The sequence below is a fragment of the Burkholderia sp. BCC1996 genome, assembly GCF_905339955.1.
In the GTDB taxonomy this organism is placed as follows: Bacteria; Pseudomonadota; Gammaproteobacteria; order Burkholderiales; family Burkholderiaceae; genus Burkholderia.
Map to the genome: position 1 here is coordinate 164,603 of NZ_CAJPHM010000003.1, position 17,343 is coordinate 181,945.

Here is a 17,343-nt window from a genome sequence, read left to right on the forward strand (position 1 = left end):
GATGAATACCCAAGACAATCCGCTTTCACACCTGTTCGACAACAACGACGCCTGGGTCAAGCGCCAGCTCGCCGACGATCCCGATTTCTTCGCGCGTCTCGCCGACCAGCAGGCGCCGGAATATCTGTGGATCGGCTGCTCGGATTCGCGCGTGCCCGCGAACCAGATCATCGGCCTGCCGCCGGGCGAAGTGTTCGTGCACCGTAACATCGCGAACGTCGTCGTGCACAGCGACCTGAACTGCCTGTCGGTGATCCAGTTCGCGGTCGACATCCTGCGCGTGAAGCACATCATGGTCGTCGGCCACTACGGCTGCTCGGGCGTGAACGCGGCGCTGCACAACCGCCGCGTCGGCCTCGCGGACAACTGGCTGCATCACGTGCAGGACGTGCGCGAACGCCACGCCGCACTGCTCGACGAATGGCCGGTCGGCGAAGCGCGCTATCGCCGCCTGATCGAGCTGAACTCGATCGAGCAGGTCGTCAACGTATGCCGCACGACGATCGTCAACGACGCGTGGGCGCGCGGCCAGTCGCTCACCGTGCACGGGCTCGTGTACGGCGTGCACGACGGGCGGATGCGCAACCTCGGGATGGCCGTGTCGAGCTTCGACGCGCTGGATGCAACCTACAAGCGCTGCGTCGCGGCGCTGACTGCGCGCGGCCAGCACGCGCCCGACAACGACATGGTCGCGGCGGACGCCGCGCGGCTCGACGACGTCGCGCAGGCGGTCGCCGACACGCTGAAGCCGTGCGACGACGCGAAGTAACCGACTCGAAGTAGCCGACGCGCGCGGCCACGCGGGCGCGGCACGCCAGCGCCCCGCCGCGCGCCATCCGGCTGAAGGCGCATCATGATGGCGGGGCCGCGCCCCCTGCATCCCGTCGCCCGACGGGTGCGCCGTGCGCACACGCCAGCCGGCGCGACGGCGCTCATGCGGCCGCGACGGCCGTCGAACTGGTCTGACACCGGCACTGCCGCGACGGCGGTGCAATGCAAAGGAGCGGCGAACATGAAAACCGTACTGATCGTCGGCGCATCGCGCGGCCTCGGACGCGAATTCGTCCGGCAATACCGGCGCGACGGCTGGAACGTGATCGCGACCGCGCGCGACGACGCATCGCTCGCCGCACTGCGCGAACGCGGCGCGCACGCGCATGCGCTCGACATCGCGCAGCCCGAACAGATCGCGGCGCTCGGCTGGAAGCTCGACGGCGAACGGCTCGACGCGGCGGTGCTGGTGTCGGGCGTGTACGGGCCGCGCACCGAAGGGGTCGAAACGATCGGCGCCGAGGATTTCGACACGGTGATGCATACGAACGTGCGCGGGCCGATGCAACTGCTGCCGATCCTGCTGCCGCTCGTCGAGGACGCGCGCGGCGTGCTGGCGGTGGTCTCGAGCCGGATGGGCAGCATCGCCGAGGCGACCGGCACGACCGGCTGGCTGTACCGCGCGAGCAAGGCCGCGCTGAACGACGTGCTGCGCATCGCATCGCTGCAGACGCGCCACGCCGCCTGCATCTCCCTCCATCCCGGCTGGGTGCGCACCGACATGGGCGGCGCGCAGGCCGCGATCGATCCGGAGACCAGCGTGACCGGCATGCGCCGCGTGATCGCGGAAGCCGGCGCGGACGTGTCGCAGGCCAACGGCCGTTTCTTCCAGTACGACGGCGTCGAGCTCAGCTGGTGAGCCGGCATGACAACCCGGCGTCGTTAATTCCCGAATCGCATGATTTTGAACCGACCTGACGCGTGCCCGTGCGGCGGCGCGTCCCCCGTCCCTGCCGGCAAAGCCCCGGCGCCACGCTATGCGGCCTGTTGCGGCCGCTTCATCGACGGCGGCGAAGCCGCGTCGACCGCGCTCGAATTGATGCGCTCGCGGTACAGCGCGTACGTGCTCGGCGCGACCGACTACCTGCGCGCGACCTGGGACGCGCGCACCTGCCCGGCCGATCTCGATGCGGACCCGAATGCGCCCGACGCGCCTCGCTGGCTCGGCCTCGCCGTCAAACGCCATGCCCGGCTCGACGAACAGCACGCGGAGGTCGAATTCGTGGCCCGCTACAAGGTCGGCGGGCGGGCGTACCGGCTCCACGAGACGAGTCGTTTCACACGCGACGAGCACGGTTTCTGGCGTTATGTCGACGGCGAAGTAAGTGAACGCTGACAAATAGTTGCCATGTCAGACGCCGGGTAATTCCCGCATTGCACAACCTGAATTTGTCGGGCTAGGATGGCCGTCAGATTGGTCATGTTGCATGGCAGGGCTTACGAATGGCGTTCAGCAAGGTATTGGTGGGATGGATGGCGGCCTGCGCGCTGTCGGCCGCTCAGGCCGGTACGGCGCCGAGCGCGCAATCTGGCGCGGCCACGGCCAGCGGCTCGCTCGCCCATGCCGAGCGCTTCGATTACGGCGATTCGGGCCTCCCGCAGGTCGCCGCGAACCTCAACGAACAAATCGTCAGCATTCCGGCCGATGCTTCGGGCGCCGTGATGCTCGAGGCCACGCTGTTCAAGCCGAACGGCCCCGGCCCGTTCCCGCTCGTCGTCTTCAACCACGGCAAGAACACCGGCGATCTTCACCAGCAGCCGCGCAGCCGGCCGCTCGCGTTCGCGCGTGAATTCGTGCGCCGCGGCTATGCGGTCATCGCGCCGAACCGCCAGGGCTTCGCCGGTTCGGGCGGCGCGTACCAGCAGGAAGGCTGCAACGTCGGCAAGAACGGCCTCGTGCAGGCCGCCGACGTCGACGCGACGGTCCGCTACATGTCGCGTCAGTCGTACATCGATGCGTCGCGCATCGTCGTCGCGGGCACGTCGCACGGCGGCCTCGTGTCGGTCGCATACGGCACCGAGGCGGCGCCCGGCGTGCGCGGCATCATCAACTTCTCCGGCGGGCTGCGCCAGGACCTCTGCGACGGCTGGCAGCGCAATCTCGTCGACGCGTTCGACCAGTACGGCGCGCATACGGCCGTGCGGTCGCTGTGGCTGTACGGCGACAACGATTCGGTGTGGACGCCCGCGCTCGTCGCGCAGATGCACGACGCCTACGTGTCGCACGGCACGCAGGCGCAGTTCATCGATTTCGGCCGCTACAAGGACGACGCGCACCGGCTGATCGTCGATCGCGACGGCGTGCCCGTGTGGTGGCCGGCCGTGCATGCGTTCCTCGCGGAACTGAACCTGCCGACCTCGGTGCGCTATGCGGTCGCGAACCCGCACGAGCCGAATGCGACCGGCTATGCGTCGATCGATGCGGTCGAGGCGGTGCCGTTCCTCGACGCAGCCGGCCGCGAAGGCTATCGCCGTTTCCTGAGCCAGCATCCGAGCCGTGCATTCGCGGTGTCGGCTGAAGGCGCGTGGTCGTGGGCCGAAGGCGGCGACGATCCGATGGCGCTCGCGCTCGACAACTGCTCGAAGCAGGGCGCAGGCGCATGCAAGCTGTATGCGGTCAACGACCGCGTCGTGTGGAACGCGAACGCGACGCAGACGGCCGACAACGGCGACGCCGACGCGCGCGCACTGGCTTCGCGCTGACGCGCGCGGTCGCGACGCGCGTCAGGATCGCGGTCTACCCGCGTCTCTTTCCCCTCTTCCGTTTCGTGAGCGCGCGGTCCGCAACGGCGTTCGCATGCCCGTTCTCGCGCTCTTGTGAGTCCGCGGGCTGAGCACCCCGCTCGTAACATCCGCTGAGAGCCTTTGCGGGACTTTTCCCGCCTTGTCCGAACGCGAGCGGCGCCTGATTCAACGCACCATTTGCCGGTCGCCGGTCGCCGGTCGCCGGTCGCCTGTCGCCTGTCGCCTGTCGCCTGTCGCTAGTCGCTAGTCGCTAGTCGCTAGTCGCCATTCGCCATTCGCCATTCGCCATTCGCAGGTCGCCGGTCGCCGGTCGCCGGTCGCCGGTCGCCGGTCGCCGGTCGCATTGCGCCACACTTCGCACCCCTTTCCCTTCCCGCCCCGATTTTTTCACCCCTCCCGCGCCCGCCTGCCCGACGATTTTTTCTGTCGGGGGGTGTCACTCGAACGTCGTCATCTGCGGTCATTTCGGGGCATCTGGCGCGTACCGTCCCGAGCACCCCGGATCTGCGCCGAACTCCCACCCGGCAAGGCTTTGCGGTGTTTGTAACCGGTAGTGCAACGCGCGGCGGAACACGCTAATCTCAGCGCGTTTTCCGTCTGTCGCCGCGCGGTATGCCGTTCGTACCCGCCGCCGTTTTACTCCCCGGAGTCGCCTTGAGTACGCCAGCCACCGATGACTGGGTCGCGCGCAGCCTGCGCGCGGTCTGGCATCCCTGCACCCAGATGAAGCACCACGAGCGCCTGCCGCTCATTCCCGTCGCGCGCGGCGCGGGCCTGTGGCTGTACGACCGCGACGGCCGCCGTTACTTCGACGCGATCAGCTCGTGGTGGGTGAACCTGTTCGGCCACGCGAACCCGGACATCAACGCGGCGCTGAAGGACCAGCTCGACACGCTCGAGCACGCGATGCTCGCCGGCTGCACGCACGAGCCGGCGATCGAGCTCGCCGAGCGGCTGCACGCGCTCACCGCGCGCACGCTCGGCCATGCGTTCTTCGCGTCGGACGGCGCGTCGGCGGTCGAGATCGCGCTGAAGATGAGCTTCCACGCGTGGCGCAACCGCGGCCGCGCGGACAAGCGCGAGTTCGTGTGCGTCGCGAACAGCTATCACGGCGAGACCATCGGCGCGCTCGGCGTGACCGACGTCGCGCTGTTCAAGGACGCGTACGACCCGCTGATCCGCAACGCGCACGTGGTCGCGTCGCCCGACGCGCGCGGCGCGCTGCCGGGCGAGACGGCCGCCGACGTCGCGGGCCGCGCGCTCGACGACGTGCGGCGCCTGTTCGCCGAACGCGCCGACCGGATCGCCGCGCTGATCGTCGAGCCGCTCGTGCAATGCGCGGCCGGCATGGCGATGCACGATCCGTCGTACGTGCGCGGGCTGCGCGCGCTGTGCGACGAATTCGGCGTGCACCTGATCGCCGACGAGATCGCGGTCGGCTGCGGCCGCACCGGCACCTTCTTCGCGTGCGAGCAGGCCGGCGTGTGGCCCGATTTCCTGTGCCTGTCGAAAGGCATCAGCGGCGGCTACCTGCCGCTGTCGCTCGTGCTCACGCGCGACGACGTGTTCGCGGCGTTCTACGACGACGACACCACGCGCGGCTTCCTGCATTCGCATTCGTACACCGGCAACCCGCTCGCGTGCCGCGCGGCCGTCGCGACGCTCGACCTGTTCGCGCGCGACGACGTGCTCGCCGCCAACGCGCGCAAGTCGGCCGCGATGCGCGCCGCGCTCGCGCCGCTCGGCGCGCACCCGCAGGTGCGTCACCTGCGCGAGCGCGGCACGCTGTTCGCGCTCGACGTCGCGCTCGACGGCGACGCGGCACGCGGCTTCTCGCGACGCTTCTTCGAGCGCGCGCTCGAACGCGAACTGCTGCTGCGCCCGATCGGCACGACCGTGTACCTGATGCCCCCGTACGTGATGAGCGACGACGACATCGCGTGGCTCGCACAACGCACGCGCGACACGCTCGACGCGACACTCGCGGAGGCGGCGTGATGAAACAGCCGTCACCGAAAACGACCACGCCGCTGCTCGACACGCTGCAGCGTGGCCTCGCCGAACTCGATGCGCAGGGCCTGCGCCGCGTGCGCCGCACCGCCGACACCGCGTGCGACGCACACATGCGCGTCGACGGCCGCGACATCGTCGGCTTCGCGAGCAACGACTATCTCGGCCTCGCCGCACATCCGGCGCTCGTCGCCGCGTTCGCGGAAGGCGCGCGGCGCTACGGCTCCGGGAGCGGCGGCTCGCATCTGCTCGGCGGCCATTCGCGCGCGCACGCGACGCTCGAGGACGAGCTCGCCGGCTTCGCGGGCGGCTTCTCCGATGCACCGCGCGCGCTGTACTTCAGCACCGGCTACATGGCGAACCTCGCCGCGATGACGGCCCTCACCGGCAAACACGCGACGATCTTCTCCGACGCGCTGAACCACGCGTCGCTGATCGACGGGATCCGGCTGTCGCGCGCGAACGTGCAGGTCTATCCGCATGCGGACATGGCGGCGCTCGCCGCGCTGCTCGATGCGTCGGACGCCGACACGAAGCTGATCGTCAGCGATACGGTGTTCAGCATGGACGGCGACCTCGCGCCGCTCGCCGAACTCGTCGCGCTGGCCGAACGCCACGGCGCGTGGCTCGTCGTCGACGACGCGCACGGCTTCGGCGTGCTGGGCCCGCAGGGCCGCGGCGCGCTCGCGGCCGCCGCGCTGCGCTCGCCGAACCTCGTGTACGTCGGCACGCTCGGCAAGGCCGCCGGCGTCGCAGGCGCGTTCGTCATCGCGCACGAGACCGTGATCGAATGGATGATCCAGCGCGCGCGCAGCTACATCTTCACGACGGCGGCGCCGCCCGCGGTCGCGCATGCGGTATCGGCAAGCCTGAAGGTGATCGCCGGCGACGAAGGCGATGCGCGACGCGCGCACCTCGCCGCGCTGATCGAGCGCACGCGCGCGCTGCTGCGCATGACACGCTGGCAGCCGGTCGACTCGCACACGGCCGTGCAGCCGCTCGTGATCGGCAGCAACGACGCGACGATCGCGGCGATGCGTTCGCTCGACGCGCACGGCCTGTGGGTGCCCGCGATCCGGCCGCCGACGGTGCCCGCCGGCACGTCGCGGCTGCGCATCTCGCTGTCGGCCGCGCATTCGTTCGACGATCTCGCGCGGCTGGAAACTGCACTCATCGAAGCCAGCGAGCAAACCGCATGAACGCACCGCTTTCCCTCTTCGTCACCGGCACCGACACCGAGATCGGCAAGACCTTCGTGTCGGCCGCGATGCTGCACGGCTTCGCACGTCACGGCCTGCGCGCGGCCGCGCTGAAGCCCGTCGCCGCCGGTGCGGTTGAACGCGACGGCGTCTGGCGCAACGAGGACGCCGACCAGCTCGACGCGGCCGCGAACGTCGCGCTGCCGCCCGAGCTGCGCACGCCGTTCCTGCTGAAGGCGCCGGCCGCGCCGCACATCGTCGCCGCGCAGGAAGGCGTGACGATCGACCTCGACACGATCGTCGCGAGCCACCGCGAGGCGCTCACGCGCGCGGACGTCGTCGTCGTCGAAGGCGTCGGCGGCTTCCGCGTGCCGCTGAACGACACGCAGGACACGGCCGATCTCGCGGTCGCGCTCGGCCTGCCGGTCGTGCTCGTGGTCGGCATGCGGCTCGGCTGCATCAGCCACGCGCTGCTGACGGCCGACGCGATTCGCCAGCGCGGCCTCACGCTCGCCGGCTGGGTCGCGAACCACGTCGACCCGGCAATGTCGTACGCCGACGAGAACGTCGCGACGATCCGCGACTGGCTTGCGCGCGAACATCGCGCGCCGCTCCTCGGCCGCATCGCGCACTTGGCGCCGGCCGCCCCCGAATCCGCCGCGGCGATGCTCGACATCGCCGCGCTCGTCGACACGCTGCGCCGCGCGCAGCATTGACGCCCCGATCCCCGCATTCACGACAGGAAAACCACCATGACCCAAGCCCAGACCGCCGCCGTGCAACCCGACGCGATCCCCGTGGCCGCTCCGGCGCCGCAGCGCTGGCGCGTCGCCGACGTCGTCGCGCTGTTCGAGCTGCCGTTCAACGACCTGATGTTCCGCGCGCAGCAGGTGCATCGCGAGCACTTCGACGCGAACGCGGTGCAACTGTCGACGCTGCTGTCGATCAAGACGGGCGGTTGCGAGGAGGATTGCGGCTACTGCTCGCAGTCGTCGCACCACGAGACGGGCCTGAAGGCCGAGAAGCTGATGGACGTCGACACGGTGCTCGATGCCGCGCGCGCGGCCAAGGCGAATGGCGCGAGCCGCTTCTGCATGGGCGCCGCATGGCGCAACCCGAAGGAGCGCCACATGCCGGCGCTGACCGAGATGGTGCGCGGCGTGAAGGAACTGGGCCTCGAGACCTGCATGACGCTCGGCATGCTGGAGGACGAGCAGGCCAAGGAACTCGCCGACGCGGGCCTCGACTACTACAACCACAACCTCGACACGTCGCCGGAGTTCTACGGCCAGGTGATCTCGACGCGCACCTACCAGGATCGTCTCGACACGCTCGACCGCGTGCGCGACGCGGGCATCAACGTGTGCTGCGGCGGCATCATCGGGATGGGCGAATCGCGCCGTGAACGCGCGGGCCTGATCTCGCAGCTCGCGAACCTGAACCCGTATCCGGAGTCGGTGCCGATCAACAACCTCGTCGCGATCGAGGGCACGCCGCTCGAAGGCACCGCACCGCTCGACCCGTTCGAGTTCGTGCGCACGATCGCGGTCGCGCGCATCACGATGCCGAAGGCCGTCGTACGGCTGTCGGCCGGCCGCGAGCAGCTCGACGACGCGATGCAGGCGATGTGCTTCCTCGCGGGCGCGAACTCGATGTTCTACGGCGACCAGCTGCTGACCACGAGCAACCCGCAGACGCAGCGCGACCGCGCGCTGTTCGAGCGCCTCGGCATCCGCGCGAGCCAGGCCGACGCGCTGGCGGAGAACGCGTAAGCGCCGGCCTCGCGTCGTTCGGCGAAGGTTGCAGACAAAAAAACCGGGGCATGCCCCGGTTTTTTTTCGTCCGATCGTCTGCGCCGGGCCGGCCTGCGCGTCGCGCATCGCGGTCTTGCCCGCGTGCCGGATCGAAGCGTCGAGCCCGCCCGTCGGCGTGCGCTTCGGCGCAACTTCCGCCCGCGCGTCACACGTGTGCGGCCGCGCCGTCGAGCGCCGCGCGCACGCGCGCGACGCGCTGTTCGTCGACCGGCGCCAGCACCTCGCCGCGCGGCCGCACGCCCGAGCCGAAGTGCACCGCGCGCACGCCGGTCGCGCGAACGAAATCGCCGACCGCGTCGATCGTGAGGCCCGAGCCGGCCAGCACCGTGCAGGTCGAGCCTGCCGCCTGGCGCACCAGCCGCGTGATCGTCGCGACCGCGTCGAGCACCGACGGATGGCCGCCCGAGGTCAGCACCGACGTGACAGCCGGCACGCGCAGCAGCGCGTCGAACGCGGCATTGAGGTCGCGCGACACGTCGAACGCGCGATGGAACGTCAGGTCGCGCCCGTCCGCGGCCGCCGCGATGCGCTGGAGCGCATCGAGATCGACGTCGCCGCGCGCATCGAGCGCGCCGAACACGACGCCGTTCGCACCAGCCGCGACGGCCGCGCGCACGTCGCGCTCGATCACGCGCAGGTCGTCGGCGTCGTAGACGAACGCGCGGCTGTGCGGGCGCACGATCACGTTCACCGGGATCGCCACGGCGGCCACGACGGCCTCGATCAGGCCGACGCTCGGCGTGAGCCCGCCTTCGCTGATCGCGGTCACGAGCTCGAGCCGGTCGGCGCCCGCGCGGGCAGCGGCCTTCGCGTCGCCGACGGTGGTGGCGATCACTTCGAGGAGAACGGAGGAAGCGGCGGTGCGGTTCATCGGCGGCTCGCGAATCGTCAGGACAATTCGCGCATCCTAGCCGAGCGGCATGAACCGCGCCAGCATGCCGGCCGTCGCTATGCGCCGCCCGCTTCCTCGTCGATCCAGTCGATATCGCCGCACAGCACGTGCTGCGCATCGCCGATGCGCACCGCCACCGACAGCGTCACGCACGGCTGCGCCTCGTTGATCGACAGGTACGGGCGCGTCACCTGCACGCGTCCGGGCTCGGCGATCGCCGTGCGGAAATACGGCCGGCGCAGCCAGTTCGCACCTTGCGCATCCGACAGCGGCGAGAAGCGCGCCTCGGCGAGCGCGCGGTCCGCGCGCAGCACGACGTTGCGGCCGGCCTGCCGGCCGCGCGCGTCGAGCAGGAAGCAGCGCGCGGCATCGTCGAGCGCGAGGAAGTTCCAGCACACCTCGTCGAGCGGCTCGCCGGCCGCCACCCGCTCGGCCGCGCGCTCGAACGCGCGCAGGTATGGCGCGAGCCGCTGCGCGTCGCGCCGCTCGCGCGCTTCGGTCTGCTGGCGAAAGCGCTCGGTCAGCTCGCCGATGCAACCGGTCGCGGCCGCGCTGTCAGGTAGCCCGGGGGCCGGGCGGCCGAAGAAATAGCCCTGCACGAAATCGGCCTCGCACGACAGCGCGATCTGCGCGTCGTGCTCGGTCTCGATCCCCTCGACGAGCACCAGCTTGCCGGCCTCGTGCAGCAGCGTGACGAGCCCGTGCAGGATCGCGGTGAGCCCCGTGCGGTGCGCGGCGTGGGACAGCATGATCCGGTCGAGCTTCACGATGTCCGGGTTCAGCTGCCAGATCCGCTCGAGGTTCGAGTGTCCGGCGCCGAAATCGTCGAGCGCGATCAGGAAACCCTGCGCGCGGAATTCGCGCACGGCCTCGGCGAGCCGCTCGACGTCTTCCGCGCGCTGTTCGAGCACTTCGAGCACGACGCGGCGCGGCGGCATGCCGATCCGCTTCAGGTTCGCGAATAGCGCGGCGGCCTGGAACGGGTCGGTCAGCACGCCCGGATGCACGTTGAGGAACAGCCAGTCGCGCTCGGCGCCGAGCAGCGCGAAGTTCTCGAGATGCAGCGCCTGCGCGAGCCGGTCGAGCTGCAGCAACTCGCCCTGGCGCGCGGCCTCGCCGAACACGTCGAGCGGCGACACCGCGCGGTCGAGCGCGTCATGCGCGCGCAGCAGCGCCTCGTAGCCCACCGCGCGCTGGTGCGACAGGCTGAAGATCGGCTGGAACACGGTCGTGAGCGACAAGTCGTGATGCTGCGTCGCCAGGCGCTCGAGGCCGGAGCTCATCTCCCGCTCGAAACGATACGGCGATGCGGTGGCCGGACGCTCCTGTTGCGCGATCGTCATGGCGCCCTCCTGGTGATGCAGCCGAACGCGGCGGTTGGTTGAGACGGCGCGCGCAATGTCATGGTGGAATCCTCGGTTGTCCGGCCGGTGCCGGACGGTAGGCAAGCATCAAGCAAGGTCCGTGCAAGGGCCGAACACGCGCGCCGCGCCTGCGTGCGGCGCCGCCGCACCAGCATGGCGCAGGCCGGATGCACCGTTCACGTGCATGCGCACCGGCGCACTCGAACGCACCCGCCGCGTCGTCACGCTAAACTCCGTACGGTCGTTTCATTCTCCGCAATCGCCGTCTCGATGGAAATCGTCTTCACAGTCCTGATCCTGCTGCTGACCGTCGCGCTGTCCGGCGCGGTCACACGCATCCTGCCGTTGCAGCTTCCGCTGCCGCTGATGCAGATCGCGTTCGGCGCGATGCTCGCGTGGCCGAAGCTGAACCTGCACGTCACGTTCGATCCCGAAATCTTCATGCTGCTGTTCATTCCGCCGCTGCTGTTCGCGGACGGCTGGCGGATTCCGAAACGCGAGCTGTACCTGCAGCGCCGCGCGATCCTGATGCTCGCGTTCGGGCTCGTGTTCATGACGGTACTCGCAGTCGGCTACTTCGCGCACTGGCTGATACCCGAGTTGCCGCTGCCGATCGCGTTCGCGCTCGCGGCCGTGCTGTCGCCCACCGACGCGGTCGCGCTGTCGGGCATCGCCGGCAAGGGGCGGATCCCGCCGCAACTGATGCACATCCTCGAAGGCGAGGCGCTGATGAACGACGCGTCGGGCCTCGTCGCGCTGAAGTTCGCGGTCGCGGCCGCGCTCACCGGCATGTTCTCGCTGCGCGATGCGTCGATCACGTTCGTGATCGTCGCCGCCGGCGGGCTCGCGACGGGCGCGCTCGTGTCGTGGGGATTCAGCGCGCTGTCGACGCGCTTCCTGAACGCCGAGCAGGAAGGCGATCCGGCCCCCGGCATCGTGATGACGCTGCTCGTGCCGTTCGCCGCCTATCTGTTCGCCGAGCATCTCGACCTGTCGGGCGTGCTCGCGGCCGTGTCGGCCGGGATGATGATGAACTACACGAGCTTCTCCCGCAAAAGCACCGTCGCGTCGCGCGTGCGGGCCGAAAGCACGTGGGCGATGATCGAGTTCGTGTTCAACGGCATGGTGTTCATCATGCTCGGGCTGCAGTTGCCGCACATCATCGGCCGTGCGCTCGTCGACGCACACCACACGAGCGACGCGCTCGTCGGCCGGATGATCTTCAACGTGTGCGCGATGATGATCGCGCTGTATGCGATCCGCTTCCTGTGGGTCTGGCTGCTGCGCTGGATCGCGAGCCGCCGCGCCGCGCGCCAGGGCCTCGCGGGCACGATGGCCGGCGTGCGCACGATCGCGGTGATGACGGTCGGCGGCGTGCGCGGCGCGGTCACGCTCGCGGGCGTGCTGTCGATCCCCGTCGCGCTGTCCGACGGCGCGCCGCTGCCCGGGCGCGACACCGCGATCTTCGTCGCATCGGCGGTGATTCTCGGTTCGCTGATCGTCGCGGTGATCGGCCTGCCGCTGCTGCTGCGCGGCGTGCGCTCGACGCGCAACCCGCTCGCCGACGAGGAGCGCACCGCGCGCGCGGCCGCCGCGCAGGCCGCGATCCGCGCGATCGACTCGTCGCACGACGCGATCTCGGCCGATCTCGACGAATCGGGCGCCGCGCGCTGCGCGGACATCTCGGCGCGCGTGATGGACCAGTACCGCCGCCGCCTCGCCGCGCTCGCCGACGACGGCCCGACCCCGCGCGCGCAAGCCAAGCAGGCGGAGACGATGGAACTGCAGATGCGGATCGCGGCGGTGCGCGCGGAACGTTCGGTGCTGTACCGGCTGCGCAGCGAAAGCAGGATTTCCGACGAGACGCTGACGAAGCTGATCCGCGAGATCGACCTGTCGGAAACGGCGCTGTCGACGCGCAAGAAAGGACTCGTCTGAGCGGCTGCGCCGCGGTGCGATCGCACGGCCGCTCAAAAAAAACGGCGACGCACGAGCGTCGCCGTTTTCACATCCGCCCGCCGCGGCGTTACTTCGCGACGACGACCGGAATCCCCTTCAGCATTCCCGCGCCCTTCATCTCGTCGAGCGCGTGCTGCACTGCCGCACTCGTCGCCGCGTCGATGCCGAGCTGCAGCGCGAGCTCGCGTTCCGCACGCTTCACGCCCGCGAGGTTGCGCACCTTCACGTGACCGAAGCCGCGCACGCGGGCATGCAGATCAGCCAGCTGCGTGACCTGCGCCGCATTGCCGGCGGTCACCGCGGCGAGCGCGCGCGTGAGCGTCGTCTCGTAGTCGTCCGCGAGCGCGCGCTCCATCCTGCGCTCGGCCGTGCGGCCGAACGGATCGAGCCACGTGCCGCGCAGGCTGCGCACGCGCGCGAGCGTGCCGAGCACCGGCCACATCCACTGGCCGAACACGCGCTTCTTCGGCACGCTGCCGTCGCGGCCGGCCTTCGCGACCGTCGGCGGCGCCAGGTTGAACTTCACGCGATAGTCCTGCCCCGGCACGCCTTCGAACTGCGCTTCGAGCGCCGTGCGGAACGCGCCGTCCGCATACAGCCGGGCAACCTCGTATTCGTCCTTCACCGCGAGCAACCGGTAGAACGTCGTCACGACCGCGCGCGTCAGCGCATCGTCGCCCTTCGCGCGCGCCGCGTTCACCAGTGCGCGGTAGCGCTCGACGTAACGCACGCCTCCGTAGGCGTCGAGGCGCGCTTCGCGATCGGCGATCAGCTCGGCGAGCGTCTCCGGCGCGGCGTGCACGGCCACCGCGTGACGCGCGTTCCACAATGCGTCGAGGCCCGCCGCGTCGCCGGCCGCCATCCGGCCGATCGCGAACGCAAGCTTGTTCATCGGCACCGCGACGTTGTTCAGCTCGATCGCGCGCATCATCGCGGCGAGCGACACCGGCACGAGGCCGAGCTGCCACGCGTAGCCGAGCATCAGGATGTTCGCGCCGATCGAATCGCCGAGGAATTTCGCGGCGAGCGCCTGCGCGTCGCAGCTCGACAGGTAGCCGTCGCCGGCCGCGTGATGCATTTTTTCGAGCAGCGCATCCGCGTGCAGGTTCGCGTCGGGGTTCTGCACGAACGACGCGTTCGGAATCCGGTGCGTGTTGACCACGATCCGCGTGCGCTCGTGGCGCACCGTCTGCAGCGCCTCGGCGCTCGCGCCGACGACCATGTCGCACGCGAGCAGCACGTCGGCCTGCTGCGTGTCGATGCGCACCTGGTTCAGCCACCGGTCGCTCGACGCGATCCGCACGAACGACAGCACCGAGCCGCCCTTCTGCGCGAAGCCCATGAAGTCGAGCACCGACGCGCTCTTGCCTTCGAGGTGCGCGGCCATGCTGATCAGCGCGCCGACCGTCACGACGCCCGTGCCGCCCACCCCCGTGACCAGCATGTCGTACGGCGCCGCATCGAGATGGGTCGCGGGCACCGGCAGCGCGTCGACGCGCACGGCGAGCGCGGCTTCGTCGAACGCCGCGCCCGCGGCCTTCTTCAGCGCCGCGCCTTCGACCGTCACGAAGCTCGGGCAGAAGCCGTTCACGCACGAGTAGTCCTTGTTGCACGACGACTGGTCGATGCGGCGCTTGCGGCCGAGCGGCGTCTCGAGCGGCTCGACCGACAGGCAGTTCGACTGCACGCCGCAGTCGCCGCAGCCTTCGCATACCGCGTCGTTGATGAACAGCCGCTTGTCCGGGTCGGGGAATTCGCCCTTCTTGCGGCGGCGACGCTTCTCGGCCGCGCAGGTCTGGTCGTAGATCAGCACGGTGACGCCCGGCGTCTCGCGCAGCTCGCGCTGCACCGCGTCGAGTTCGCTGCGGTGATGGAACGTCGTGCCCTTCGGGAACAGCCCGTGATGGCCGTCGTACTTCTCCGGTTCGTCGGACACCACGACGAAGCGCGACACGCCTTCCGCCTCGACCTGCCGCGCGATCTGCGGCACCGAGATGCTGCCGTCGACCGGCTGGCCGCCCGTCATCGCGACCGCGTCGTTGTAGAGGATCTTGTACGTGATGTTCGCTTTCGCGGCGACCGCCTGGCGGATCGCGAGAATGCCCGAATGGAAGTAGGTGCCGTCGCCGAGGTTCTGGAACACGTGCTTCGTGTTGGTGAACATCGCGTGCGCGGCCCAGTCGACGCCCTCGCCGCCCATCTGGATCAGGCCCGTCGTGTCGCGCTCCATCCACGACGCCATGAAGTGGCAGCCGATGCCGGCCTGCGCGATCGAGCCTTCCGGCACCTTCGTCGACGTGTTGTGCGGGCAGCCCGAGCAGAAGTACGGCGTGCGCTTCACCGCGTCGGCCTCGTTCGACAGGATCTGCGGCGCGACGAGATCGACGACGCGCTCGCGCCGGTCGAGCGCCGGCTTGTGCCGCGCGAGCCAGGTGGCGAACACCGGCAGGATCCGCGACGGGCGCAGTTCGCCGAGCTCGGACAGCAGGCACGCGCCTTCGGCGTCGTGCTTGCCGAGCACGCGCGGGCGCGCACCGTCCGCGCGGTTGTACAGGTAGTCCTTGATCTGCTGCTCGATCACCGGGCCCTTCTCTTCGATGACGAGCACTTCCGACAGGCCGTCGACGAAGGTTTCGATCCGTGTCATCTCGAGCGGATACGACAGGCCGACCTTGTAGATCCGCACGCCGGCCGCTTCCAGGTCGGCGACGGTGAGGTCGAGCCGGCGCAGCGCCTCCATCAGGTCGAGGTGCGCCTTGCCGCACGTGACGATGCCGACGTTCGCGTGCGCGCTCGGCGCGATCCATTTGTCGATGCTGTTGGTGCGCGCGAAGTGGCGCACCGCGTCGAGCTTCGCGGCGAGGCGCGCTTCGATCGTGAGGCTCGGCAGGTCGGGCCAGCGGTTGTGCAGGCCGCCCGCCGGCGGCGCGAAGCCCGCCGGCGCCGGCCATTGCGTCTGCAGCGCGTCGAGATCGACGGTCGAGCCCGATTCGACGGTCTCAGAGATCGCCTTGAAGCCGACCCATGCGCCCGAGTAGCGCGACAGCGCCCAGCCGTACAGGCCGAACTCCAGCATGTCGGCGATGTTCGACGGGTTCACGACCGGCATGTGCCACGCGATCATCGCGAAGTCGCTCTGGTGCGGCATCGACGACGACACGCAGCCATGGTCGTCGCCGGCCACCACCAGCACGCCGCCGTGCGGCGACGAACCGTATGCGTTGCCGTGCTTCAGCGCGTCGCCGGCGCGGTCGACGCCGGGACCCTTGCCGTACCACATCGCGTACACGCCATCGACGGTGCGCTCCGGGTCCGCCTCGACGCGCTGCGTGCCGAGCACGGCGGTGCCGCCGAGTTCCTCGTTGATCGCGGGCAGGAAGCGCACGCCGCTGCCGTCGAGCAGTTTCTTCGCCTTCCACAGCTGCTGGTCGACCATCCCGAGCGGCGAGCCGCGGTAGCCGCTGACGAAGCCGGCCGTGTTCAGGCCCTGCGCGGTATCGGCTGCGCGCTGCATCAGCAGCAGGCGGACCAGCGCCTGCGTGCCGGTCAGGAAGATCCGGCCGCGCGTGGCGGTCAGGTTGTCGGTCAGGCGGTAGTCGGATAGAGCGGGCGTGCCGTCGACGGGCAGGCGGGCGGTCATGGGGATGTCTCCTGATTGTGTGTTCTGGGCCGCGCACGGGGCGTCGGGAGACGCCGGCCGGGGCTGCGGCTGGATGGCTCTATTTTTTCGCGGGGAGACGAGAAAGTTTTTTCTCATCTTGCTCGGATGACGCCGGAGCGAGAAAAACTGCGCAGGTTTCGGTCGGAAATCGAGAGATTTTTCGCGCGGGGTGGCGGGCGGCTGTTCGGGGCGTGTCGGGGTGGGCAGGCGGGTTGCCTCGAAAAGGCCGGAATGCGCGGGAGGCAGCCCGCGGGCGCGGCGGCAAGCGCTCGCAGGCCGTGCGGCAAGGGCTCGGGTGGCGGAACGGGCGAGCCCTCACCCATCGAATGCACAGCGTTCGGATTGGTCGCGGGTGCGGGATGTCCACAATGCCGGGGCGGCGTTTCGGGCTGGCCCGCGCGCTCACCATTCGGTTGCACAGGGTTTCGAGTCGAGCCGGAGGCCGGATGTCCACACCTCGATCGGTCCGCGGTTCGAGCGGATGCCGACGCTCACCGTCGAAATTCACAGCGCGGCGAGTCGATGTTGGCGGGAGATATCCACACCGTCGGATTCCTGCCCCGATGAGGCGGCGTTCGTCCTCACCTGTGGGATGCACAGGTTTGCGAGTCGATTCGGCAGCGCGATATCCACACCGCCGTCCGCCCTCGCGACGTTTCGGAGCGTCCGGGCGACGCGGGACAGCGCGCTTCAGTGTGGATGGGCCCGCCTCCGCAAGCGCCCGCACGGCCTTGGCGTTCGTCGGCGCATGCAGTCGCGTCGCCGGACGAGGTGCCAGCACGGGTGGGGATATCGTCCCAACCAGGCGCTGAAAATCCAGTGAATTTCGATGATGAGCATCGGCACGCAATCGAACAAGGATGCCGAT

General features: G+C 69.8%; 12 protein-coding genes. 9 read left to right on the top strand and 3 right to left on the bottom strand.

The annotated features are described in order from the left end of the window. The first annotated feature begins 1 nt into the window (after position 1). The 8 genes from can (at position 2) to bioB (ending at position 8,557) form a co-directional block, all read left to right on the top strand. Positions 2–769, top strand: coding sequence for a carbonate dehydratase (can, locus tag U4Z64_RS04975; protein WP_321800628.1), 768 nt, complete (start codon positions 2–4; stop codon positions 767–769). A gap of 243 nt (positions 770–1,012) precedes the next feature. Continuing rightward, positions 1,013–1,690: an SDR family oxidoreductase gene (locus U4Z64_RS04980; protein ID WP_044846181.1), complete on the top strand. Its 678-nt coding sequence runs from the start codon at positions 1,013–1,015 to the stop codon at positions 1,688–1,690. 39 nt (positions 1,691–1,729) lie between these two features. Continuing rightward, the gene (locus U4Z64_RS04985; RefSeq protein WP_321819382.1) at positions 1,730–2,167 is read left to right on the top strand and encodes a YchJ family protein; all 438 of its coding nucleotides are present in this window, start codon (positions 1,730–1,732) and stop codon (positions 2,165–2,167) included. Positions 2,168–2,274: 107 nt separating this feature from the next. Next, positions 2,275–3,534, top strand: a complete 1,260-nt coding sequence (locus tag U4Z64_RS04990; protein ID WP_321819383.1) for a dienelactone hydrolase family protein — start codon at positions 2,275–2,277, stop codon at positions 3,532–3,534. A gap of 696 nt (positions 3,535–4,230) precedes the next feature. After that, positions 4,231–5,574 carry an adenosylmethionine--8-amino-7-oxononanoate transaminase gene (bioA, locus tag U4Z64_RS04995; protein ID WP_321819384.1) on the top strand — a complete coding sequence of 448 codons (1,344 nt, stop codon included), beginning with the start codon at positions 4,231–4,233 and terminating at the stop codon, positions 5,572–5,574. Then, a complete protein-coding gene (gene bioF, locus U4Z64_RS05000; protein ID WP_321819385.1) occupies positions 5,574–6,785 on the top strand; it encodes an 8-amino-7-oxononanoate synthase in 1,212 nt (403 codons plus the stop codon). Before bioA ends, bioF begins: the two co-directional genes overlap by 1 nt. Then, positions 6,782–7,501: a dethiobiotin synthase gene (gene bioD, locus U4Z64_RS05005; protein ID WP_321819386.1), complete on the top strand. Its 720-nt coding sequence runs from the start codon at positions 6,782–6,784 to the stop codon at positions 7,499–7,501. The genes bioF and bioD overlap by 4 nt, the downstream gene beginning before the upstream one ends. Positions 7,502–7,537: 36 nt before the next feature. Then, positions 7,538–8,557: a biotin synthase BioB gene (gene bioB / locus U4Z64_RS05010; protein ID WP_321806758.1), complete on the top strand. Its 1,020-nt coding sequence runs from the start codon at positions 7,538–7,540 to the stop codon at positions 8,555–8,557. 187 nt (positions 8,558–8,744) lie between these two features. On the opposite strand, the gene U4Z64_RS05015 is transcribed toward bioB, so the two are convergent. Beyond that, positions 8,745–9,470 carry a copper homeostasis protein CutC gene (locus tag U4Z64_RS05015; protein ID WP_044846174.1) on the bottom strand — a complete coding sequence of 242 codons (726 nt, stop codon included), beginning with the start codon at positions 9,468–9,470 and terminating at the stop codon, positions 8,745–8,747. 77 nt (positions 9,471–9,547) lie between these two features. After that, on the bottom strand, positions 9,548–10,834 hold the full coding sequence (locus U4Z64_RS05020; protein WP_321819387.1) for an EAL domain-containing protein: 1,287 nt from the start codon (positions 10,832–10,834) through the stop codon (positions 9,548–9,550). A gap of 291 nt (positions 10,835–11,125) precedes the next feature. Between U4Z64_RS05020 and U4Z64_RS05025 the strand changes: the two genes are divergently transcribed. Continuing rightward, complete coding sequence (locus U4Z64_RS05025) at positions 11,126–12,793, top strand: Na+/H+ antiporter (RefSeq protein ID WP_044846172.1); 1,668 nt, start codon at positions 11,126–11,128, stop codon at positions 12,791–12,793. Between the two features lie 88 nt (positions 12,794–12,881). On the opposite strand, the gene U4Z64_RS05030 is transcribed toward U4Z64_RS05025, so the two are convergent. Continuing rightward, positions 12,882–16,454, bottom strand: a complete 3,573-nt coding sequence (locus U4Z64_RS05030; RefSeq protein WP_321819388.1) for an indolepyruvate ferredoxin oxidoreductase family protein — start codon at positions 16,452–16,454, stop codon at positions 12,882–12,884. Between the last annotated feature and the right edge of the window lie 889 nt (positions 16,455–17,343).